Raw genomic sequence first — 22,869 nt, forward strand, 5'->3', positions numbered from 1 at the left:
ATATTTCGAACTGCAGATGCGTTGGCTCTCCTCGCTCACCCCAGTCACGTACTTATGTACGCTCCTGGGGATTCACTGCGTTGCCGCCTTCCTGCAGCTCGAACTATTTTGGAGATACTTAACCGTTAAGCTTTTTTACCCGCCAGCAGCTCCAGAACTTCATCCACGCTGGTGGTATGGGCCAGACGTTCGATCACGGATTCGTCATCCAGCGCGTTGGTCAGGCTGGTAATCACCTGGATGTGCTCGTTGTTACGTGCTGCGATACCAATCACCAGGCGGGCAATATCGTCTTCTTCTTCACCGAAGCGAACGCCTTCCGGGTACTGGCAGAACACCACACCGGTTTTCAGCACACGGTCTTTGGCTTCAACCGTTCCGTGCGGTACTGCAATGGACTCGCCGAGGTAAGTCGGAGTCAGTTTTTCGCGGTCCAGCATCGCCTCGACGTATTCTGGCTCAACGTAACCGCCTTTCACCAGTTGCTCACCAGCAAAGCGAATTGCTTCCTCTTTGTTAGTGGCTTTACGACCGAGGAAGATATTCTCCGCACCCAGTTTGAACAGGTGAGTATCACCCTCTTCAAAGCTGTCTTTCAGGTGATCGCGGACTTTCTCTTCGTTCACGTTGTGGCGCTGTGCAGCGACCAGACGTTCGGTCAGGTTGGAGTACAGGCCGCTGTCGAGGAAGTTGGTCAGCGAAATGTGCTGTGCCTGAGGCACCTGGCGCATCGCGCGTTCGGTCAGGTCACGGTGGGTAATGACCAGATCCACATCCGGCGGCAGATTGTTAATCGCGCTGTTAGTGACGGAAATCTGAGACAGACCTGCATCCTGCACTTTCTTACGCAGTACGCCCGCACCCATGGCGCTGGAACCCATACCGGCATCGCAGGCAACAATGATTTTACGCACATGGCTCAGGTCGTTGGTCACGTCGCCAGCCGCCAGCGGAGATGCGCCTTTGGATTCCGCTTTCATGTCGTGCATACGACGGGTTGCGGCATCAATGTCATCATCTTCTTTCACTTTGCTGGTTTTCAGCAGAATGGCTGAAACCACAAAGGAGACTGCCATAGCAGCACAGATAGCAGCGATGTTAGCGAAGTAAGCGCCCTTCGGCGTCATGGCCAGCACGGCCAGGATAGAACCCGGAGAGGCCGGAGAAACCAGACCGCCGTTCAGGATAGTCAGGGTAAATACGCCAGTCATACCGCCGAGGATAACCGCCAGGATCAGACGTGGGTTCATCAGCACGTACGGGAAGTAAATTTCGTGGATACCACCCAGGAAGTGGATGATTGCCGCACCACCCGCAGACTGCTTAGCGCTGCCGCGACCGAAGAACATGTATGCCAGCAGAACGCCCATACCCGGACCCGGGTTAGCTTCAATCAGGAAGAAGATGGATTTGCCCATCTCATGGGACTGCTGAATACCCAGCGGTGAGAAAATACCGTGGTTGATGGCGTTGTTGAGGAACAGGATTTTCGCCGGTTCAACGAAGATAGACGCCAACGGCAGCATGTCATGGACAACCATGAAGTTAACGCCTGCCGCCAGGATTTTGGACAGTGCTTCAACCAATGGGCCAATGCCAAGGAATGCCAGAATGGCGAGGATCATCCCGATGATGCCTGCGGAGAAGTTATTCACCAGCATCTCAAAACCGGACTTGATCTTACCGTCTACCCAGTTGTCGAAATGTTTGATAGCCCAGCCGCCCAGCGGACCTGCGATCATCGCGCCGAGGAACATTGGCATATCTGCACCGACGATAACGCCCATGGTGGTGATAGCACCAACCACGCCGCCACGTTCGCCGCCAACCAGCTTACCACCGGTATAACCGATCAGCAGCGGCAGCAGATAGGTGATCATAGGACCGACAAGCTTCGCCAGCGTTTCGTTCGGCAACCACCCTGTCGGAATGAATAATGCGGTGATAATACCCCACGCGATAAACGCGCCGATATTTGGCATCACCATGTTGCTGAGGAATCGACCAAAGCTTTGCACCTTGATCTTAATATCGGATGACATAAAAACACCCCTTCTTATGTTTGCTATCGCGCAGGCTGAAAGCCCGAGGTTTGTTAATGTAGCGGCAGGAGGTAGCCGGACCCTGTAGATACTGCGAAATCTGGCACTGAATCGTTCAACTGTCCAGTCGACGACCTTTTATGTGATATTTGTCACGTAAATATAGGGTGTATGGCGTTAGTTAATGTGATCTTAATCACAAAATATCGGTACAAAAAAACATCACTGGATCAGGATTCGCCAAAAATGGGGGGTAAATGTGAACTGGTTCACATTTTATTCTTTGCTATTTGTTGAATCTTTGTGATGTAGATCGCAAAGTATTTTCATCTGCATTTACTCGGATGTGATCTACAGCAGGTTCTACCCCCCGATATTTTTATTGCAAAAGAAAGCAACTTCTCACCAGAAAAAATATTTATTTTGTGGTATGGCGAAAACCCCAAACTGCAGTTATGTTCAAAACATCAGCCTGGGTGCATGCGGCTGCCGGCATAAAAAAACTCTAATTAGCGTGAATTCGAGGCAGGTATGTTTCTAAATTATTTCGCACTGGGCGTGCTGATCTTCGTCTTTCTGGTTCTGTTTTACGGAATCATCGCCATTCACGATATTCCCTATAATATGGCTAAAAAACGCAACCATCCTCATGCTGATGCCATTCATACGGCGGGTTGGATTAGCCTGTTTACACTCCATGCAATATGGCCGTTCCTGTGGATTTGGGCGACGCTCTACCAGCCTGAACGTGGGTGGGGCATGCAATCACACATCATGTCGAACGGAAAGGACCCAGACCCCGAGATTGCCGCACTGGCAGCGCGCATCACCCAGTTGGAAAAAAGACTGGATGGGGAGAAGAAAACAGATTACTCCACCTTTCCGGAGATTTAATCATGGATTTGTTGATAGTCCTGACCTATGTGGCCTTTGCCTGGGCCATCTTTAAAATATTCCGTATTCCGGTAAACCAATGGACGCTCGCTACTGCTGCATTAGGTGGGGTATTCATTGTTGCGGGACTGATCTTATTAATGAACTATAACCACCCGTATACCTTTACGGCGCAAAAAGCGGTTATTTCAATTCCGATCACTCCGCAAGTCACAGGAATTGTTAGTGAGGTAACGGATAAAAATAATCAGTTGATTAAAAAAGGCGAAGTGTTATTTAAACTCGATCCAGGCCGCTATCAGGCACGTGTTGACAGACTGCAGGCTGATCTTGTTACCGCCACACACAACATCGACAATCTGAAAGCCCAACTTTCTGAAGCCGTCGCCAACACTACCCGCGTTTCCGCTGAACGCGATCGTCTGTATAAAGATTATCAACGCTATTTGAAGGGCAGCCAGGCGAAGGTTAATCCCTTCTCTGAAAGCGATATCGACAACGCCCGGCAGAACTATCTGGCACAGGACGCGCTGGTAAAAGGTTCCGTTGCCGAACAGACGCAGATTCAGAGTCAGTTAGACAGTATGGTCAACGGGGAGCAATCTCAGGTTGCGTCTTTGCGTGCTCAGCTCGCTGAAGCCAAATACAATCTTGAGCAGACTATTGTCCGTGCCCCCAGCAACGGCTATGTTACGCAGGTGCTTATTCGGCCCGGGACCTACGCCGCCGCACTACCTCTGCGCCCGGTGATGGTATTTATTCCGGAACAGAAACGGCAAATTGTGGCGCAATTCCGCCAGAACTCGTTGCTGCGTCTTAAACCGGGTGATGAAGCGGAAGTGGTCTTCAACGCGCTGCCTGGTCAGGTTTTCTCCGGTAAGTTGACCTCCATTCTTCCGGTTGTGCCGGGCGGTTCTTATCAGGCGCAGGGGGCATTACAGTCCTTAACGGTGGTGCCGGGTACCGATGGCGTGCTGGCTACGATTGAGTTGGATCCTAATGCCGATGTGGATGCGCTGCCGGACGGTATCTATGCTCAGGTGGCGGTCTATTCCGACCATTTCGCTCACGTGTCAGTGATGCGTAAAGTGCTGCTGCGCATGACCAGCTGGATGCATTATCTTTATTTGGATCATTGAGATCGTCATCACCTGCCATTTACGGCGACCTGAGCCATACTGATATTTTTGTTGGCAAAAAGGACCCGGCATGAAACTCATTGGCAGCTATACCAGCCCTTTTGTGCGTAAAATTTCTATTCTGTTACTGGAAAAGGGCATCACCTTCGAATTTGTTAATGAACTTCCCTATAGCGCGGATAGCGGCGTGGCGCGTTATAACCCGCTAGGAAAAGTACCCGCGTTGGTCACCGATGAGGGTGAGTACTGGTTTGACTCTCCGATCATCGCAGAATACATCGAGCTGCTGGATATTGCGCCAGCCATGCTACCGGGGGAACCGTTAGCGGCACTCAAAGTTCGTCAACTGGAAGCGTTGGCCGACGGTATTATGGATGCGGGATTAGTCTCGGTGCGCGAGCAGGCTCGCCCCGCCGCGCAGCAGTCAGAAACCGAACTGTTACGCCAGCGGGAGAAGATCACCCGCAGTCTGGATATGCTGGAAGGCTATCTGGCGGACGGTACGCTGAAAACGGATACGGTTAACCTGGCTACCATCGCGATTGCCTGTGCCGTCGGTTATCTCAATTTCCGTCGGGTCGCGCCCGGCTGGTGTGTGGACCGCCCACGTCTGGTCAAACTGGTGGAAACGCTTTTTCAACGCGAAAGTTTTGCCCGCACAGAACCGCCAAAGGCTTGATGCAGATAATACCTGCCTGAGCAAAGTCACGGTACAATCCTTCCTATATCGATAGCCCTTTCCGCGGTGGAGAGGGCCACCAACAGCCAGGCCTTTTCATGACAACCGACATGCGTTCACTCTACAGCCAGCTTCCCGCTATCGATCGTTTATTGCGCGATAGCGCCTTCCCAGCCTTACGTGAATCTCACGGTCATACCCGGGTGGTTGACCTGCTGCGTCATATGCTTGACGAAGCCAGAGATGCGATTCGCGACACGCACGCGCTCCCGGCATGGTGTGAGGACTGGGCGCAAGAAGCCAGCGCCCGGCTGGAACGAGAATCGCAAAGCGCGCTGCGTCCGGTGATTAACCTGACCGGAACGGTGCTGCATACCAACCTTGGGCGAGCGTCGCAGGCCGAAGAAGCGATCGAGGCGGTGGTGCAAGCAATGCGCACGCCAGTGACGCTGGAATACAGCCTGGATGATGCCGGACGTGGACATCGGGATCGGGCGCTGGCGGATTTACTCTGCCGTCTGACGGGAGCGGAGGACGCCTGTATCGTCAATAACAATGCGGCAGCGGTTTTACTGATGCTGGCCGCCACGGCCAACGGCAAAGAGGTGGTCGTTTCGCGCGGTGAGCTGGTGGAAATTGGCGGCGCGTTTCGTATTCCGGACGTGATGTGCCAGGCCGGATGTGTTCTGCGCGAAGTCGGTACCACCAACCGGACCCATGCGAAAGATTACCGTCAGGCGGTGAATGAAAATACCGCTCTGCTGATGAAAGTCCATACCAGTAATTACAGTATTGAAGGCTTTACGAAGTCGGTGGATGAGGCTGAGCTGGCCGCTATTGGCAAGGAAGTGGATGTGCCAGTGGTGGCGGATCTCGGCAGCGGCTCACTGGTCGATCTCAGCCAGTATGGATTACCGCAGGAGCCGATGCCGCAACAGCTGATTGCCGCTGGCGTCAGTCTGGTGAGCTTCTCTGGCGATAAATTACTGGGTGGGCCGCAGGCCGGGATTATCGTCGGTAAAAAAGAGATGATCGCTCGCTTACAGAGCCATCCGCTGAAACGCGCATTACGGGCTGATAAAATGACACTGGCTGCGCTGGAAGCGACGCTGCGGCTCTACCTGCACCCGGAAGCGCTGGCGCAGAAGTTGCCGACGTTACGCCAGCTCACTCGCTCGCAGGAGGCTGTCCACGCGCAGGCCCAACACTTACAGGCACGGCTTGCCGAGCATTACGGTGACGAATTCGCCCTGAACGTCATGCCTTGCCTGTCGCAAATTGGCAGCGGCTCGCTACCGGTTGATAGGCTGCCCAGCGCGGCATTAACCTTTACCCCCCATGACGGGCGCGGTAGCCGCCTCGAGGCACTGGCCGCCCGTTGGCGTGCACTGCCCGTGCCGATCATTGGCCGGATTTATGATGGCCGCATGTGGCTGGATCTGCGCTGCCTTGAAGACGAGACCCGGTTTATGGAGATGATGCTGAAATGATTATTGCAACCGCCGGACACGTTGACCACGGAAAAACAACGTTATTACAGGTGATTACTGGCGTGAATGCCGACCGTCTGCCGGAAGAAAAAAAGCGCGGCATGACCATCGATCTCGGCTATGCCTACTGGCCGCAGCCGGACGGGCGGATACTGGGATTTATCGATGTACCCGGACACGAAAAGTTTCTGTCTAACATGCTGGCGGGTGTTGGCGGGATTGATCACGCGCTGCTGGTGGTGGCATGTGATGACGGCGTGATGGCGCAAACGCGTGAGCATTTGCAAATTCTGCAACTGACGGGTAATCCGCAGATCACCGTGGCGCTTACGAAAGCCGACCGCGTGGACGAAGCAAGAATTGAAGAGGTGCGTGCGGAGATTAAGGCCACGCTGGGGAATTATGGTTTCGCGGAGTCGGTGCTTTTCGTCACTGCCGCCAGTGAAGGCCGTGGCATCGAGGAACTGCGCGAACATTTGCTGCAATTAACGTCGCGCGAGCATGCCCGCGATCACAGCTTCCGCCTGGCGATTGACCGTGCCTTTACGGTCAAAGGCGCGGGACTGGTGGTGACCGGGACGGCGCTCAGCGGTGAAGTGAATGTCGGTGACACACTGTGGCTCACGGGCGTCAACAAACCGATGCGCGTACGTAGCCTGCATGCACAAAATCAGGCCACCGATCGCGCGCAGGCGGGACAACGTATTGCGCTAAATATTGCCGGTGATGCGCAAAAAGAAGAACTTAACCGCGGCGACTGGCTGCTTGCTGATGCGCCGCCAGAGGCGTTTACCCGCGTGATTGTTTCTTTAGAACATGCCGCGCCGCTGATGCAGTGGCAACCGTTGCATATTCACCACGCGGCCAGCCACGTCACCGGGCGTATTTCCCTGCTCGAAGGGACGCTGGCGGAACTGGTGTTTGATACACCACTCTGGCTCGCCGATAACGACCGTCTGGTGCTGCGTGATATTTCGGCTCGCACGACGCTGGCCGGTGCGCGCGTGGTCACGCTCAATCCGCCGCGTCGCGGGAAGCGTAAGCCGGAATATTTGCAGTGGCTGTCGGCGTTGGAAAACGCACAGAGTGATGGTGACGCTCTGGCGCTGCACCTGACGCGTGGAGCGGTAAATATTCCCGACTTCGCCTGGGCGCGTCAGCTCAACGGTAACGGCATGCGTCCGTTGATCGAGCAGCATGGTTTTATTCAGGCGGGATACAGTCTGTTGGATGCCACTGTTGCAGCGCGCTGGCAGCGCAAAATCCTCGATACGCTGGCGACTTACCACGACCAGCACCGCGATGAGCCTGGACCTGGGCGCGAACGCCTGCGCCGGATGGCTTTGCCGATGGAAGATGAAGCGCTGGTTCTGCTGCTGATTGAAAAGATGCGCGAGAGCGGCGTCATCCATAGTCATCATGGCTGGCTGCATTTGCCCGATCACAAGGCCGGTTTCAGCGATGAGCAGCAGGCTATCTGGCAAAAAGCAGAACCGCTTTTTGGCGATGAGCCGTGGTGGGTGCGCGACCTGGCAAAACAGACGGGCACGGATGAGCAAATGATGCGTGTGGTGTTACGACAAGCGGCGCAGCAAGGCATCATCACCGCGATCGTGAAAGATCGTTATTACCGTAACGATCGGATAGTGGCCTTTGCCAATATGATCCGCGAACTGGATCAGGAAAGGGGATCGACATGTGCCGCTGATTTTCGCGACAGGCTTAACATCGGGCGCAAATTGGCTATTCAGATTCTGGAATATTTTGACCGCATTGGTTTTACTCGCCGTCGGGGAAATGATCATTTATTACGCGATGCATTGCTGTTCCCCGAAAAGTAATGAAACAATTAATTCAGGAATTAAATGAATTAATACAAAATAGATATTGATTGAAATAAGCACATTAGATTATGAACCTAATGTGCTTTTTAATTTTGGTTGTTATTAAAATAACAACCATGATCATATTCTGTTGGATATTTCACTCGTATGCTTCCTGACTCTTTTAGAGTAATTAAGGATCGTACAATGGCTGCTTCAACATTTTTTATTCCCTCCGTGAATGTAATCGGCGCTGATTCATTAAAAGACGCAATGAATACAATGGCGGAATATGGTTTTCGCCGTACGCTGATTGTCACGGATGCCATGCTAACGAAATTAGGTATGGCTGGCGAGATTCAAAAAGCATTACAGGAACGTGATATTTTCAGCGTAATTTACGACGGTACGCATCCTAATCCCACGACCAGCAACGTTGCCGCTGGCCTGCAAATGTTGACTGAAAACGACTGTGATAGCATTATTTCTCTCGGTGGCGGTTCTCCACACGATTGTGCAAAAGGTATTGCGCTGGTGGCAGCTAACGGTGGCGATATTCGCGATTACGAAGGTGTAGACCGTTCTGCAAAACCGCAGTTGCCGATGATCGCCATCAACACCACGGCGGGTACGGCATCTGAAATGACCCGCTTCTGTATCATCACCGATGAAGTACGCCATATTAAAATGGCGATTGTGGATAAGCACGTTACGCCGCTGCTGTCGGTTAACGACTCCTCGCTGATGGTCGGCATGCCGAAGTCTCTGACGGCGGCTACCGGTATGGATGCGTTAACCCACGCTATCGAAGCTTACGTGTCGATTGCTGCCACGCCGATTACCGATGCATGTGCGCTGAAAGCGGTCACCATGATTGCGCAAAACCTGCCGGTCGCCGTTGAAGAGGGCAGTAATGCTCAGGCGCGCGAAGCCATGGCCTATGCGCAGTTCCTCGCAGGTATGGCCTTTAACAATGCCTCTCTTGGCTACGTGCATGCAATGGCGCACCAGCTGGGTGGCTTCTACGATCTGCCACACGGAGTATGTAATGCCGTACTGCTGCCGCATGTACAGGTATTTAATAGTAAAGTTGCTGCCGCCCGCCTGCGCGATTGCGCCTCGGCAATGGGTGTGAACGTTGCTGGTCTGAGCGAAGAGCAAGGGGCAGAAGCCTGCATCGCGGCGATCCGCGAACTGGCGCAGAAAGTGAATATTCCGGCCGGTCTGCGTGAGCTGAACGTGAAGGAAGAAGATTTTGCCGTTCTGGCGACTAATGCCCTGAAAGATGCCTGTGGTTTCACTAACCCTATTCAGGCGACACATGAAGAAATCATGGCGATTTATCGTGCTGCCATGTAATTCGTGATACCTGTCGTAAAGCAGTAAAAGGCTGGCGAATAATTCGCCAGTCCCGTCTACCCTTGTAGTACCCCTACAGCAAGGAGACGGTCATGACCAATAACCCCCCTTCAACGCGTATTTACCCCGGCGAGTATGGTTACCCCCTGAAGTTAAAAGCCCGATACGATAACTTTATCGGTGGTGACTGGGTCGCCCCGGTGGACGGCGAGTATTACCAAAACCTGACGCCGGTAACCGGGCAATTACTGTGCGAAGTGGCCTCTTCCGGCAAAAAGGACATCGATTTGGCACTGGATGCCGCGCATAAAGTAAAAGATAAATGGGCGCAGACTTCCGTGCAGGACAGGGCGGCGATTTTGTTCAAAATTGCCGATCGTATGGAGCAAAATCTGGAGCTGCTGGCAACGGCTGAAACCTGGGATAACGGTAAACCCATCCGCGAAACCAGCGCGGCCGATGTGCCGCTGGCAATTGACCATTTCCGCTATTTTGCCTCCTGTATTCGTGCGCAGGAAGGGGGAATCAGCGAGGTTGATAGCGAAACCGTGGCTTATCACTTCCATGAACCTCTTGGCGTGGTAGGGCAAATTATCCCGTGGAACTTCCCGCTGCTGATGGCCAGCTGGAAGATGGCACCCGCGCTGGCGGCGGGTAACTGCGTGGTGCTGAAACCCGCGCGCCTGACGCCGCTGTCCGTGCTGTTGCTGATGGAAGTCATCGGCGATCTGCTCCCGCCTGGCGTGGTGAACGTGGTAAACGGCGCGGGTGGGGAGATCGGTGAGTATCTGGCGACGTCAAAACGTATTGCGAAAGTGGCGTTTACCGGCTCAACGGAAGTTGGGCAGCAGATCATGCAGTACGCCACGCAGAACATTATTCCTGTCACGCTGGAACTGGGCGGGAAATCACCCAATATCTTCTTCGCGGACGTGATGGATGAAGAAGATGCGTTCTTTGACAAAGCGCTGGAAGGTTTTGCATTGTTTGCCTTCAACCAGGGCGAAGTGTGTACCTGTCCGAGTCGTGCGCTGGTTCAGGAATCCATTTATGAACGTTTTATGGAAAGAGCCATTCGTCGGGTGGAAAGTATCCGTAGCGGCAACCCGTTAGACAGCGTGACGCAAATGGGCGCGCAGGTGTCGCATGGTCAACTGGAAACTATTCTGAATTACATCGACATTGGTAAGAAAGAAGGAGCAGATGTTCTCACCGGCGGGCGGCGCAAGCAGCTGGATGGCGAGTTAAAAGAGGGGTACTACCTCGAACCAACCATTCTGTTTGGTAAGAACAACATGCGGGTTTTCCAGGAGGAGATCTTCGGGCCGGTGCTGGCTGTCACAACGTTTAAAACCATGGAAGAGGCGCTGGAAATCGCTAATGACACCCAATATGGGCTTGGCGCTGGCGTCTGGAGTCGTAATGGAAATCTGGCGTACAAAATGGGACGTGGGATTCAGGCGGGGCGAGTTTGGACCAACTGTTACCATGCGTATCCGGCACATGCGGCGTTTGGTGGCTATAAGCAGTCGGGCATCGGGCGCGAGACGCATAAGATGATGCTTGAACATTATCAGCAAACCAAGTGCCTGTTGGTGAGCTACTCTGATAAACCACTGGGGCTGTTTTAATTTCACGTCACTGATTGCCCGGTTTTGCACCGGGCAAATCTTTATTCTGCAGTTATATAGAAACCCATATATCGTTATATAAATAAGAAAATTGCATCCACTCTGGTCATTCCAATACTATTATCAACTCTATTGTTTAAATCAAATTGCATCTTAATTCCTTAATTTAAATCCCTGAGGCAAATATGTTCCTTAATTATTTTGCATTAGGAGTGCTTATTTTTGTATTCCTGGTCATTTTTTACGGGGTTATTATTCTGCATGATATTCCCTATCTCATTGCAAAGAAACGTAACCATCCTCATGCCGACGCAATACATGTTGCGGGTTGGGTTAGTTTGTTTACCTTACATGTTATTTGGCCCTTTTTATGGATCTGGGCAACGCTTTATCGTCCGGAGCGCGGATGGGGTATGCAGAGCGCGGATTCTTCCCTGATCCAGCTTCAGGCAAGGGTTGCGGATCTGGAAAAGAAACTGGGTGAGGCCAAGACCTCTCCGGCGGAGTAATATCGATGGATTTACTAATTGTTCTGACCTATGTGGCGTGTGCATGGTCAATATTTAAAATTTTTAAAATTCCTGTAAATAAATGGACAGTTCCTACCGCAGCATTAGGCGGTATATTCATTGTTTGCGGGCTTATATTACTGATGAATTATAACCATCCGTATACATTTAAGGCACAAAAGGCGGTAATTTCTATTCCCGTGGTGCCGCAGGTAACGGGTGTAGTGACAGAAGTGACGGATAAGAAGAATACGCTAATCAAAAAAGGCGAGGTTCTGTTTAAGCTTAATCCAGGGCGTTATCAGGCACGGGTCGATCGCCTGAAAGCTGATATTGTCACCGCACAGCATAAAGAGCAGGCTCTGGTTGCGCAGTTAGACGAAATGATAGCCAACACGCAGCGGGCAAAGGCCACGCGTGACAAACTGGCAAAAGATTACCAGCGCTATGCACAGGGTAGTCAGGCGAAGGTGAATCCTTTTTCTGAACGCGATATCGATGCGGCGCGGCAAAACTATCTGGCGCAGGAAGCGTCGGTGAAATCTTCCGTCGCGGAGCAGCAGCAAATCCAGAGTCAGTTAGACAGCCTGATACTGGGCGAGAATTCGCAAATTGCCAGCCTGAAAGCGCAGTTAGCCGAAGCGGAGTTCAACCTGGACCAGACGTTGGTTCGCGCGCCCAGCGATGGCTATGTGACGCAGGTGCTGATGCGCCCGGGAACCTATGCCGCCGCGCTGCCGATGCGTCCGGTGATGGTATTCATCCCGGATCAAAAAAGGCAAATTATCGCCCAGTTCCGTCAGAACTCGCTGCTGCGTCTGGAACCTGGCGATGAAGCGGAAGTGGTATTTAACGCGCTGCCGGGTAAGGTATTCAGCGGTAAACTGGCTGCAATTAGTCCGGCAGTGCCGGGCGGGACATACCAGTCGAATGGGGCGCTGCAATCCTTAAATTCTACGCCCGGTTCGGAAGGGGTGATCGCCACGATTGAGCTGAATGATAATGCGGAGGTTAGCGCGTTACCTGATGGGATCTACGCGCAGGTCGCGGTTTATTCTGACCACTTCGAACATGTGTCCGTCATGCGCAAAGTCTTGTTGCGCATGACTAGTTGGGTGCATTACCTGTATCTCGATCATTAAACTCAGGCTATTTTGCTTGCTCAGTCTGCTGATCCAGCGACTGAGCAAGTTGCCGGCGAATCTCCGCCAACATCTCATCAAGAATAAACTGTACCCGCCATGGCTGATATTCACGTTTGCGGAAAATCGCCACCAGATCCAGCCACCATTCATGCTGTCCGGAGAAACACGGAACCAGCCCGTTAGGCTGATTTTCTTTTTGTACGCTCGCCTTGGGTGCAAAAACAATGCCCAGATGGTTTCGCGCCAACGACAGCGCAGATTGCGTATTGTCGCAAACATAATTACCCGTTACGCGATAGTCATGCATCTCTTTACCTCCGGGGGAGGAGAATCGCCAAATGTTAGCATCATCAATCATCATGGAATCAATCAGAATACAGGAGTGATGCTCAAGTTCTTCAGGAGTGCTGATGGGATGTTGGGCCAGATATTGATTACTGGCGAAAGCGGTAACTACATATTTGGTAATAAAACTGGCGACCAAAGATTCATCTTTTGGATGTGCATAAGTAATTAAAACATCACAGTCATCAGGAAATTCGACTCCTTCATAAAAGGCTTTACGTTCCAGGTTATAGGTTTTTAGCACCAGACTGATATCGCCAATATCCATAATTTTTGCAATAACATGTTGCGATAAGTAAGCGATAATTCCGGTTGGTGCATATACCGTTACTTTTCCACGTTTCTCGTGCTTATAATCAGCAATGAAATTATTTAACTGCTCGTTTCTGTCTAACATGTCATTGATGTAAGGAAGTAACGCTATACCAAACGGCGTGAGGGTCAGTTGCCGGGTGGTGCGGTCAAACACCTTTAATCCAACTTTTGATTCAAAATCAGCAAGATATTTACTGACGTTGGCCTGTGCGATGCCGAGAACAGTCGCGGCATGACTGATATTTTCACTGGCAGCGATTACCGAAATAATCTTCAGCTCCCGGTGTTTAAGTTGTAATTTATTCATCGCCAAGCCCAATATATATAATTTTTTATATATTACTATATAAATATGAACCTTGCACCGATGAAATTGTAAGCATTATTATGCACCAGTTTTGTAGCTTATTTTAAAATGGAATGTTGGCATGTTAATTAAACACAATATTGTGGCGCTGCTCGCCTTTTCTTTTATGGCGAGTGCAACTGCCGCAGAGTTTTCAATTGGCGCTGGTGCTGTATATAATGAATCACCTTATCGCGGGTATAATGATAATGTTCACGCAGTACCGCTAGTCAGTTACGAAAGTGAATCATTTTATTTTAGGCAAACAACGCTAGGTTATATTTTGTCTAAGAGTGAAAGTAATGAATTTAGTATTACTGCCTCTTATATGCCGCTTGAGTTTGATCCCGGCGATAATGACGATCATGCGATGAAAAAGCTGGATAAGCGTGACGCAACTGCAATGGCGGGTGCCGCGTGGTATCACCATGAAAGATGGGGTAGCGTGAAAGTCTCCGCCGCTGCGGATGTGCTGGACAACAGTAATGGCTGGGTAGGGGAAGTTTCACTGTTCCGTCCAATGCCGATGGGCAAGCTGACGCTGACGCCATCGATTGGCGTGCTCTACTATGACGAAAACTTCAATGAATACTACTACGGCATATCGGGTAATGAGTCCCGTCGTAGTGGCTTATCAAGCTATTCCCCAGGCGATAGCTGGACACCGTATGTTGGCCTGTCCGCTAAATACGCATTGACCACTAACCTGACGCTGCTGGCAAGCGCCAATTATAGCGCACTGCCGGATGACATTAAAAATAGCCCGATGGTTGATCGCGATGACAGCTTTACCTTTATGTCCGGTCTGACCTGGCGTTTCTGATTTAAATACGTGCCTGATGGCGCTTCGCTTATCAGGCCTACGTGGATAGGTGTTGTAGGCCGGATAAGACGTGAAGCGTCGCCATCCGGCACGGTTTAATTACTGCTCGTTTATCCAGATACGCATTTCGCCTTCACCACGGTTTGCCCAGCTAAACCACGGAATAAACGTCAATGTATGCGCCTGACGCGAAGTTGGGGAAACATCGTAGTGCCACAACGATTGTTGTGCTGCATCGGCTGCACTTTGCTTCACACCTTCAGCCTGAATTAACATTTTATGGCTGAACAATCCCTTACCTTCGAATACTCTGAACTCACTCTCTTTTGGCAACCACAGATTATGCAATTCCTCGCCGTTGTCGGCCTGCTCCAGGCAATATACCAGTGGCCCACGCTGAATGGCGACCTTACCGGCAACATGACGCACTAATGGATTTCCGTATACCCGACGCACCGGCATTGGCAGGGTCAAACTGAGCGTATCGCCTTCCTGCCAGGTTCGACTGATGTGCAAATAGCCTTTGCGAATATCCTGCTCAACCGGCTGACCATTCAACAAAACCTGCGGCGCGGAGCACCAGTCTGGCAGACGCAGAGCCAGAGTGTGATAAACCGACCGCGGTGATTCGATGGTGATTTTTACCTGCTCATGCCATGGGTAATCTCCGCTAATACGCAGTTTAAGCGAGCCGTTTACAACAGGGACCTCCATGCTATTGCCCACGTACATATTGATATACAGCGCGTCCTGACGCGGTGTATAGATGTAGTGGCCAATTGAGGTTAGCACGCGGGCGATATTCGGCGGGCAACAGGCGCAGCCAAACCAGCGCTGACGAACGGGTTTCACGTGGTCATAAATATGATTGAATTTTAATGATTTAGGATGTACTTCCAGCGGGTTCACATAGAAGAAGTGCTTGCCATCGAGCGCCATCCCGCCCAATACGGTATTATACAGGGCGCGCTCCATCACGTCGGCATACTGGCTGTCGGCTTCCATTTCCAGCATTCTGCGGGCGAACATCATCAGGCCGATAGAGGCGCAGCTTTCCGCATACACGGAGTCGTTGGGCAGATCGTAATCGCTGCTAAACGCCTCGCCGCTGCTTTGTGAACCGATCCCGCCGGTAATGTACAACTGGCGCTGGGCCATGTTTTTCCACAGACGCAGGCAATCCTGACGCTTGCCTTCGTCCTGGCTTAAGCGTGCCAGATGAGCGACGCCGGTCATCAGGTAGACAAAGCGCACCGCATGCCCGATCGCCGTTTGCTGTTCTGAAATGGGCTGATGAGCCTGGCTATAGGGTTTATCCTTCACCATCCATGCCGGACCGTAAGTATGCCAGTAAGAGGTTTGGCCGCGCTTTTCGTACTCTTCGTCATAGAAATGGGGCTGTGCGCCGCGCTGTTCCACAAAGTAATTTACCAGCGCCATATAGCGTGGTTGCTGGGTCACTTCGTATAAGCGCATTAAAGCCAGTTCGATTTCCGGGTGTCCTGGGTAGCCGCGCAGTTGATTCTCCCTGAGTCCAAACACGCTGTCGATGTGATCTGCCAGGCGACACACCACCTCTAACAGACGGCGTTTACCCGTCGCCTGAAAGAACGCGACGCCTGCTTCGATCAAATGACCTGCACAGTACAACTCATGACACTCGGCGAGGTTGGTCCAGCGTTCATCCGGTGCTTTCACTGTGAAGTACGTATTGAGATAGCCATCTTCACACTGGGCGGCCGCCACCAGTTCAATGACTTCATCGGCCGTTTTTTCAAGTTCCGCATCGGGTTTCTGGCACAGGGACCAGGCAACGGCCTCCAGCCACTTTGCTACGTCGCTATCCTGAAAAACCATGCCGTAAAATTCGCCATCCTGCAGGCCCGCGGCGATACGGAAATTCTCTATCGCATGACTTGGTTCCGCCTCTGCAATGCGGTCATTGAGCGCATCCCATTGATAGGGGATCACCACGTCACGCACCAACTGCTGATATTGTCCGAGGAACGGATCGCTGACGGTGAGCTTATGCAGGTCGACTTCCAGTACGTTCATTTCGTGCTCCTTAAGGCTGTACATGACGCTGACGCAGATCGGTGGCAATGCGCGACATCATCGGATTATTGAGTTTGCAGATGCGGATAGACAGCGCCAACAGCAGGTGGAACAGCGCGGGAAGCAGCGTCTCCATCGCGGTAATTCCTTGCAGCGAGCTGGCGGTTTGGTTACCAGCGCCTGGCTGATAGGCGACAAAAATAAACAGCAGGCTGATGATCCCCGCACTTGAGGCCCAGGCCAGCTTGATGAAAAACAGATTGAAGGCGAAATTCATGCCGGAGGAACGTACGCCGGTTTTCCACTCGCCGTAATCGTCGGCGAAGGCCATCAGTGAGAAGTGCAACGGCAGCGTGAAGCCTAAAATAATGCCGTTACCGAGGATGACTGCCAGCCACAGCGTCTGATAAGCCGGGCCGGTTGGCAGGAACCACATCAGTATCGCCAGGGCCGTCAGCACCAGATTGGTGTAGTAATAGAGTTTGACGGTATCGATGCGGCGGGTCAGGGGGCTGACAATCACTGAACCGATGATGGACGCGAAAGTGACCATGGTGAAAAACAGCGACGTATAGGCGGTGCTGCCTTCCAGCACGTAGGTAATAAAATACATGTACCCGCCGCCGCGAATATTAAAGACGTTGATCAGCAGGAAAGACATTACCAGCATCAACAATAGCTGATCGTTTTTGCGCAGCCCTCCAATGTGTTCACGCAGGGTAAATTTCCCCATCATCGCCAGCGGTACACGCTCGCGAACCCAGAAGAAACAGCACAGGAACATCACCACCGCGATGGCACACAGGATGCCCACGCCAAACTGATAACCCTGTGCGGCATTGCCCTGACCCAGAATATCCACCATCCACGGCAGACCAACGGAAACCAGGAATCCCGCCACGCCGCACAGCACAAAGCGCCAGGACTGACAGGCGATCACCTCGTTATGGCGGGTCGTCATGGTGTTGATCAGCGCACAATACGGTACGTTGATGGCGGTATAGCCGACAGAGAGCAGGAGATAGGTGCCGAATGCCCAGGCGATCTTGACCCCCATGCTGGCGTCCGGGACGGTAAAAGTGAGCACGCCAATAATACCGATCGGAATCGCAACCCACAGTTGCCACGGGCGAAAGCGCCCCCAGCGGCTTTGCGTACGGTCGGCTAGCACACCCATGATGGGGTCGGAAATGGCGTCAAATACACGCAGGGCAATAAATAATGTGCCGACCAGCGCAGGCGTTAACCCGAAGACATCGGTGTAGAAAAATGTCAGGAAGTTCATGATCAGGCAGGTAATTACTGTCCCGCCAGCATCGCCTAGTCCATAACCAATTTTTTCACGCAGGGATAATTTGTCGTCCTGGGCACGCTGTGCCAAATCAGATGTTGTAATCGGAGCCGAAGTCATAAATAACTCCCGGAGAGGATGTTCAGAAAGTATCCCGCTACGTTGCGGGTTATTTGTTTGTAATTTGCAAAATACGTTATTTATTCTGCACGAAATGTTTGGGTCAACAAGGGAAGAGAAAAGTATAAAAAGATGACAATTCCGACTTCATTATAAAAATGTGATTTCGATCCGGCGGAAAGCAGGTTTATCGTGAATAATCAATGATAAAGATCGGTTTAAATAATGTAGAAAGCGGGAATTTGAATATATATGCTCGAATTATCCATGTCTCTTCCGATTAAAGTGCAAAATGGTGGGCTATTTATTTCCCGGGGCGTGGGCAGTCATCCTGCGCGACGATTGCAATCCTGGGAAATTATCTTTGTTGAAAAAGGGACATTAACGATTCGCGAAGGCCAGACAGTTTTTTGCGTGAATGCCGGAGAAAGTTTGCTGCTGTGGCCGCAGCGCTTGCATATTGGCGTTGGGCAATTTCCGGCTGATTTGAAATTTTACTGGCTGCATTTTGAGGTGACGGCAGAAAACGACGCATCAATAATGGAACCGTTACTTGCTATCCCTCAACATACCCGGGTGGGCGAGCCCCAATATATTATTTCGCTGTTTCGCCAGTTCTTACGCGAGCAGGAAAATATTCATCGCAGCATGGCGCTGGAACTGATCCTGCTGCTGATTTTGCAGCAAATATCCGCAGCCGCCAGCGAGCAACCTGTCGACAGCCCCGGGAATGCGTTGGCCTGGAAAGCGCAGCAAATCATTCACACCCGGTTCCACCTGCCGATTTCCGCCTCAACGTTGGCGAAAGAGCTGCATTGCAATGCGGATTATCTGGGGCGCGTTTTCCGTGGCGCTTTCCGGCTGACGCTAACCGAAGCGTTGCACCGTCAGCGGGTAAGGGCGGCAGAAAAACTGTTAATCAGCGATTCGCTGTCGCTAACCGAGGTGGCGATGAAATGTGGATTTAATGATGTGGGTTATTTTCGCAAAATATTCCACAAGCACACCAGCCTGACGCCCGCGGCGTGGAAACGGCGCTATTGCAAAGAACATATCAATAGCGCCTGACCCGTTATTGTCCGTAATACGCATTCGCCCCGTGTTTGCGCAGATAATGTTTATCCAGCAACTCAGACTGCATATCCGGCAACTGCGGGGCTAACTGGCGAGAGAACAACCCCATGTAGGCGCACTCTTCGAGCACCACAGCGTTATGCACCGCGTCTGCGGCGTCTTTACCCCAGGCGAACGGTCCGTGGGAGTGCACCAATACCGCCGGAACCTGCAGCGGATTGAGATCGCGCTGCTCGAAGGTCTGAATGATCACCTCTCCGGTTTGATATTCATATTCGCCGTTGATCTCTTCAGCGGTCATTAGACGCGTACACGGAATAGAACCATAGAAATAATCGGCATGCGTGGTGCCCCATGCAGGGAGATCCAGACCCGCCTGCGACCAGATTGTCGCGTGGCGAGAATGGGTATGGACGATCCCGCCGATCTGTGGATAACGACGATACAGCGCCAGATGGGTTGGCGTGTCGGACGACGGTTTTTTGTTGCCTTCCACCACGTTGCCGCTGGCAATATCCACTACCACCATGTCGTCGGCGGTCATCACCTCATATTCCACGCCGGATGGCTTAATCACCATCAGTTTACGTGTTTCATCCACTGCGCTGACGTTGCCCCAGGTAAAGGTGACTAAGCCATGAGCCGGGAGCGCCAGGTTTGCCGCCAGCACCTCGGCTTTCAGTTGTTCTAACATGGAAATCCTCCTTCCTGCATGCGTGCTTCTATCCAGCGCCGTGCCTGGATAATTTCCAGTACCGGCTCCTTCGCTTTTTCAGTCCACATTTCAATCAGAAACGACCCGCGATAGTTCAGCTGATGCAGCGTTTTGAAGATGCCAACAAAGTCCACGCACCCTTCGCCAAACGGCACATCGCGAAACTGGCCCGGATGAGTTTCGGTTACCGGCAGCGTGTCTTTCAGATGGATAGCAGCGATGCGGTCAATGCCCAGCGTCAATTCGGCAGTGACGTCATTCCCCCAGGCGCTGAGGTTGCCCACGTCCGGATAAACGGTGAACCACGGCGATGACAGCATTTCATCCCACTTTTTCCACTTGCTGATCGAGTTCATAAACGCGGTATCCATGATTTCTACCGCCAGCATCACCTGCGCGGCAGCGGCTTGCTCGACTGCCCATGCCAGCCCTTCGGCAAAGCGCTGCTGCGTTCCTGCGTCATGTTCTTCGTAATAGACGTCGTAACCAGCCAGTTGAATAGTGCGGATACCCAGATCGCGCGCCAGACGAATGGCTTTGCTCATTATTTCTCGCGCCCGCTCACGCACGGCTTCATCGCGGCTGCCAAAGGGAAAACGACGGTGGGCGGACAAGCACATTGATGGGATCGCCACGCCGGTTTCCAGCATCGCGCTCACCAGCGATGCGCGCTGAGCCGGACTCCAGTCGAGACGCGACAGACGTTCATCGGTTTCATCCACCGACATCTCGACGAAATCAAAACCGCAGCTTTTTGCCAGCACCAGCCGTTCCGGCCAGGAGAGGTCTTTCGCCAGCGCTTTTTCATAGATACCTAATGGATGATTACGCATGCTGTGTTCCCCAGATGGCGTCGATTTGCGCATGGAATTCGCCAGCAACCTGCGCTGGGTTTTGCGCTCCCGCCAGCGCGCGCCCGGCAATAAAAGCTTTGACGTTAATATCGCGAAACAACGACAGATCGGCGGGCGTGATCCCACCGGTAATCGACAGTTCCAGACCAATATCAGAAAGCGCCTTCATGCGCGCCAGGTCTGCTTCTCCCCACTGTTGTCCGCTGGCCTGAGCATCGCGGCCACGATGGTAAATCGCCTGACGAACGCCAACGCGATACCAGTCGCGGGCATCATCCAGCGTCCAGTTGCCGAACAGCTCCATCTGAATTTCGCCGCCGCAGGACTGCGCGATGCCATGACCTTTCTCTACCGTCGCCAGCGGCGCAGCACAGATAATGGTCATCCAGTTTGCACCTGCTCCAAAGGCTTGCTGCGCGAGGGTTTCGCCCGCATCGGCCACTTTCCAGTCGGCGACGATGATTTTATTCGGGCACTGGGCACGCAGTGCTTTCACGGCGCTCAGCCCTTCGGTTAAGCAGAGAATCGTCCCCGCTTCAACGATATCGACGTTCTCTTGTAGCAGCGCGACGTCGCGTTGTGCGGCTTCAAGGCTGGTGTGGTCGAGCGCCAGTTGCAGTAATGGTCGACTCATCATTCGTGCTCCTTAATGCGGGCGTGGTAGCCCTGTAGTGCGGTAATTAAATCCAGGTATTGGCGGTATTTACGCTGGTAGCTCGACTGCGCGGCGGCGTCCGGCAATAGCGTGCGCACCGGGTGCTGTAGGCTGCGCTGGGCGTCGCTGAAGTTGGAATAAACGCCGGTGCCGACGCGGGCGGCGAGCGCAGCGCCAAAGCAACCGGTCTCTTCAATCTGCGGCAATTCGATACGTAAACCGCTGACGTCTGCCAGCATTTGCATCCAGATGTCGGAGTGCGCCGGACCGCCGGTGACGCGCAGGGTATGCGCCTTCGTAAAACGTTCGCGCATGCGGTTGAGGTGGGTCATGTGGCTAAAAACCACGCCTTCGTAGATGGCCTGTAATAAGTGGGCGCGAGTGTGTATTGCCTGCATGCCATAAAAGCCGCTGGTCATCTCCAGCCCGGCGTTGCTGCCGTACAAAAAGGGCAGGAAGAAAAGCTCGCTACCGGCTTTCGGTAAGCTGGCGACGGCCTGATTGATCTCAGCAAAAGAGAGTTCGCCCCACTGGGCGGTAAACCATTCCAGATTGCCGGAAGAGGTCGGGCTGGCTTCGTGAACGATGTACTGCCCGTCGTTGACATAGCGCCCATAAACATAGGGATGGGCCTCGTGGTTGCGCAGACCGTGAGCGATCCCGCTGGTGACGGCCCAGGTACCCATCACCGCGTTGAGGGTGTATTCATCTTCGATACCGGCGCAGAGTGCGGTGGAAACCACATCAAACAGTCCGCCGACGACGGGCGTGCCCGCCGCCAGACCGGTTATGGCGGCTGTCTGAGCGGTGATTTCCCCGCATATTTCTGCTGAACCGACAATCGGTGGTAGCGCATTGTCGATCTCACTGATGCCCAGCCACTGGGTCAGGCGCGAGTCGTACTGACCCGAAGTCATGTTGTAGAGGTTCGACTCGGAGATATTGCTCTCTTCACAGCCTTTGACGCCGGTTAAGCACCAGCGCAGATAGTCATGGCCCATCATGACGCAGCCAATTTGCGCGTAACGGTGAGGTTGATTCTCTTTCACCCAGCGCAGCAATGATGCCGGATGCCCGGTCCACAATGTCTGGCGGGTGACCGGGTAGAGCTGCTCAGGGATCCCATCCTGCTGCCAGCGCTGAACGATGCCCATCGCCCGGCGGTCGGAAGAGAGGATGGCATTGCCCAGCGGTTTATCCTGCTTATCGAGAAGGAACAGGCCTTTGCCCTGAGCGGAAATACCGACGCCTTTGATTTGATCGCCGCAGACGCCGGTGCGCGCTAACAGCCCGGCGATCGTGGCTACACACTGTTGCCACAACTGGTGCATATCGCGTTCGGCGTAACCGGGCAATGGCGATGCGGTCTGCAACGATTGCCGGTTAATGCCATGTTCATGACCTTTGGCGTCATACAGCCCGGCTTTCAGATACGTACCGCCACAATCAATACCCAGCCAGAAGGTCTCTTTCTCACTCATCTTGTTATCTCATTTTTGCCGGATGGCGCTGCGCTTATCCGGCCAACGACGGTTGCTACCTGTAGGCCCGGTAAGCGAAGCGCC

19 protein-coding genes are annotated in these 22,869 nt (G+C 52.7%); 11 read left to right on the forward strand and 8 right to left on the reverse strand.

Features of this window, described 5'->3' with window-relative positions; translation table 11 throughout:
* Positions 1 to 125 precede the first annotated feature (125 nt).
* A complete protein-coding gene (gene mtlA / locus G4551_RS00655; protein ID WP_003024181.1) occupies positions 126 to 2,042 on the reverse strand; it encodes a PTS mannitol transporter subunit IICBA in 1,917 nt (638 codons plus the stop codon).
* Between the two features lie 531 nt (positions 2,043 to 2,573).
* Between mtlA and G4551_RS00660 the strand changes: the two genes are divergently transcribed.
* The 9 genes from G4551_RS00660 to G4551_RS00700 all read left to right on the forward strand — a co-directional run bounded on the left by G4551_RS00660 (position 2,574) and on the right by G4551_RS00700 (position 12,708).
* Positions 2,574 to 2,936 (forward strand): DUF3302 domain-containing protein, encoded by a 363-nt coding sequence (locus tag G4551_RS00660; protein ID WP_003024186.1) that lies wholly within the window; start codon positions 2,574 to 2,576, stop codon positions 2,934 to 2,936.
* Positions 2,937 to 2,938: 2 nt separating this feature from the next.
* The gene (locus G4551_RS00665; protein ID WP_003024188.1) at positions 2,939 to 4,075 is read left to right on the forward strand and encodes an HlyD family secretion protein; all 1,137 of its coding nucleotides are present in this window, start codon (positions 2,939 to 2,941) and stop codon (positions 4,073 to 4,075) included.
* Positions 4,076 to 4,145: 70 nt separating this feature from the next.
* The gene (locus G4551_RS00670; RefSeq protein WP_003024191.1) at positions 4,146 to 4,754 is read left to right on the forward strand and encodes a glutathione S-transferase; all 609 of its coding nucleotides are present in this window, start codon (positions 4,146 to 4,148) and stop codon (positions 4,752 to 4,754) included.
* A 98-nt stretch (positions 4,755 to 4,852) separates the two neighbouring features.
* Positions 4,853 to 6,244 (forward strand): L-seryl-tRNA(Sec) selenium transferase, encoded by a 1,392-nt coding sequence (gene selA / locus G4551_RS00675; RefSeq protein WP_003837664.1) that lies wholly within the window; start codon positions 4,853 to 4,855, stop codon positions 6,242 to 6,244.
* Positions 6,241 to 8,085, forward strand: coding sequence for a selenocysteine-specific translation elongation factor (gene selB, locus G4551_RS00680; protein WP_003837667.1), 1,845 nt, complete (start codon positions 6,241 to 6,243; stop codon positions 8,083 to 8,085). The genes selA and selB overlap by 4 nt, the downstream gene beginning before the upstream one ends.
* Before the next feature lie 189 nt (positions 8,086 to 8,274).
* The gene (gene yiaY, locus G4551_RS00685) at positions 8,275 to 9,426 is read left to right on the forward strand and encodes an L-threonine dehydrogenase (protein ID WP_003837668.1); all 1,152 of its coding nucleotides are present in this window, start codon (positions 8,275 to 8,277) and stop codon (positions 9,424 to 9,426) included.
* Positions 9,427 to 9,518: 92 nt separating this feature from the next.
* Positions 9,519 to 11,057, forward strand: coding sequence for an aldehyde dehydrogenase AldB (aldB, locus tag G4551_RS00690; RefSeq protein ID WP_003837670.1), 1,539 nt, complete (start codon positions 9,519 to 9,521; stop codon positions 11,055 to 11,057).
* Between the two features lie 185 nt (positions 11,058 to 11,242).
* Complete coding sequence (locus G4551_RS00695; protein WP_003837672.1) at positions 11,243 to 11,566, forward strand: DUF3302 domain-containing protein; 324 nt, start codon at positions 11,243 to 11,245, stop codon at positions 11,564 to 11,566.
* A gap of 5 nt (positions 11,567 to 11,571) precedes the next feature.
* A complete protein-coding gene (locus G4551_RS00700; protein ID WP_003837675.1) occupies positions 11,572 to 12,708 on the forward strand; it encodes an HlyD family secretion protein in 1,137 nt (378 codons plus the stop codon).
* 7 nt (positions 12,709 to 12,715) lie between these two features.
* Here G4551_RS00700 and G4551_RS00705 read toward each other — a convergent pair whose 3' ends face one another.
* Positions 12,716 to 13,678, reverse strand: coding sequence for a LysR family transcriptional regulator (locus G4551_RS00705; RefSeq protein ID WP_003837677.1), 963 nt, complete (start codon positions 13,676 to 13,678; stop codon positions 12,716 to 12,718).
* A gap of 121 nt (positions 13,679 to 13,799) precedes the next feature.
* On the opposite strand from G4551_RS00705, the gene G4551_RS00710 reads away from it, so the two are divergent.
* Positions 13,800 to 14,540 (forward strand): MipA/OmpV family protein, encoded by a 741-nt coding sequence (locus G4551_RS00710; RefSeq protein WP_003024206.1) that lies wholly within the window; start codon positions 13,800 to 13,802, stop codon positions 14,538 to 14,540.
* A gap of 99 nt (positions 14,541 to 14,639) precedes the next feature.
* Here the strand turns inward: G4551_RS00710 and G4551_RS00715 are convergent, their stop codons facing one another.
* Both G4551_RS00715 and G4551_RS00720 read right to left on the reverse strand, forming a co-directional pair.
* Complete coding sequence (locus tag G4551_RS00715) at positions 14,640 to 16,595, reverse strand: glycoside hydrolase family 127 protein (protein WP_003837679.1); 1,956 nt, start codon at positions 16,593 to 16,595, stop codon at positions 14,640 to 14,642.
* Positions 16,596 to 16,605: 10 nt separating this feature from the next.
* Positions 16,606 to 18,006, reverse strand: coding sequence for an MFS transporter (locus G4551_RS00720; protein WP_003837680.1), 1,401 nt, complete (start codon positions 18,004 to 18,006; stop codon positions 16,606 to 16,608).
* A 252-nt stretch (positions 18,007 to 18,258) separates the two neighbouring features.
* Here G4551_RS00720 and G4551_RS00725 point away from each other — a divergent pair, with 252 nt between their 5' ends.
* Positions 18,259 to 19,074 carry a helix-turn-helix domain-containing protein gene (locus G4551_RS00725; RefSeq protein WP_003837681.1) on the forward strand — a complete coding sequence of 272 codons (816 nt, stop codon included), beginning with the start codon at positions 18,259 to 18,261 and terminating at the stop codon, positions 19,072 to 19,074.
* Between the two features lie 4 nt (positions 19,075 to 19,078).
* Here G4551_RS00725 and araD read toward each other — a convergent pair whose 3' ends face one another.
* The 4 genes from araD to G4551_RS00745 are packed head-to-tail and all read right to left on the reverse strand — an operon-like array spanning position 19,079 to position 22,785.
* Complete coding sequence (gene araD, locus G4551_RS00730) at positions 19,079 to 19,774, reverse strand: L-ribulose-5-phosphate 4-epimerase (RefSeq protein WP_003024215.1); 696 nt, start codon at positions 19,772 to 19,774, stop codon at positions 19,079 to 19,081.
* Positions 19,768 to 20,628: an L-ribulose-5-phosphate 3-epimerase gene (locus G4551_RS00735; protein ID WP_003024218.1), complete on the reverse strand. Its 861-nt coding sequence runs from the start codon at positions 20,626 to 20,628 to the stop codon at positions 19,768 to 19,770. The genes araD and G4551_RS00735 overlap by 7 nt, the downstream gene beginning before the upstream one ends.
* Positions 20,621 to 21,283 (reverse strand): 3-keto-L-gulonate-6-phosphate decarboxylase UlaD, encoded by a 663-nt coding sequence (gene ulaD, locus G4551_RS00740; protein ID WP_003837682.1) that lies wholly within the window; start codon positions 21,281 to 21,283, stop codon positions 20,621 to 20,623. Before ulaD ends, G4551_RS00735 begins: the two co-directional genes overlap by 8 nt.
* The gene (locus tag G4551_RS00745) at positions 21,283 to 22,785 is read right to left on the reverse strand and encodes an FGGY-family carbohydrate kinase (protein ID WP_003837684.1); all 1,503 of its coding nucleotides are present in this window, start codon (positions 22,783 to 22,785) and stop codon (positions 21,283 to 21,285) included. The genes ulaD and G4551_RS00745 overlap by 1 nt, the downstream gene beginning before the upstream one ends.
* Between the last annotated feature and the right edge of the window lie 84 nt (positions 22,786 to 22,869).

The organism is Citrobacter freundii ATCC 8090 = MTCC 1658 = NBRC 12681, from assembly GCF_011064845.1.
GTDB lineage: Bacteria > Pseudomonadota > Gammaproteobacteria > Enterobacterales > Enterobacteriaceae > Citrobacter > Citrobacter freundii.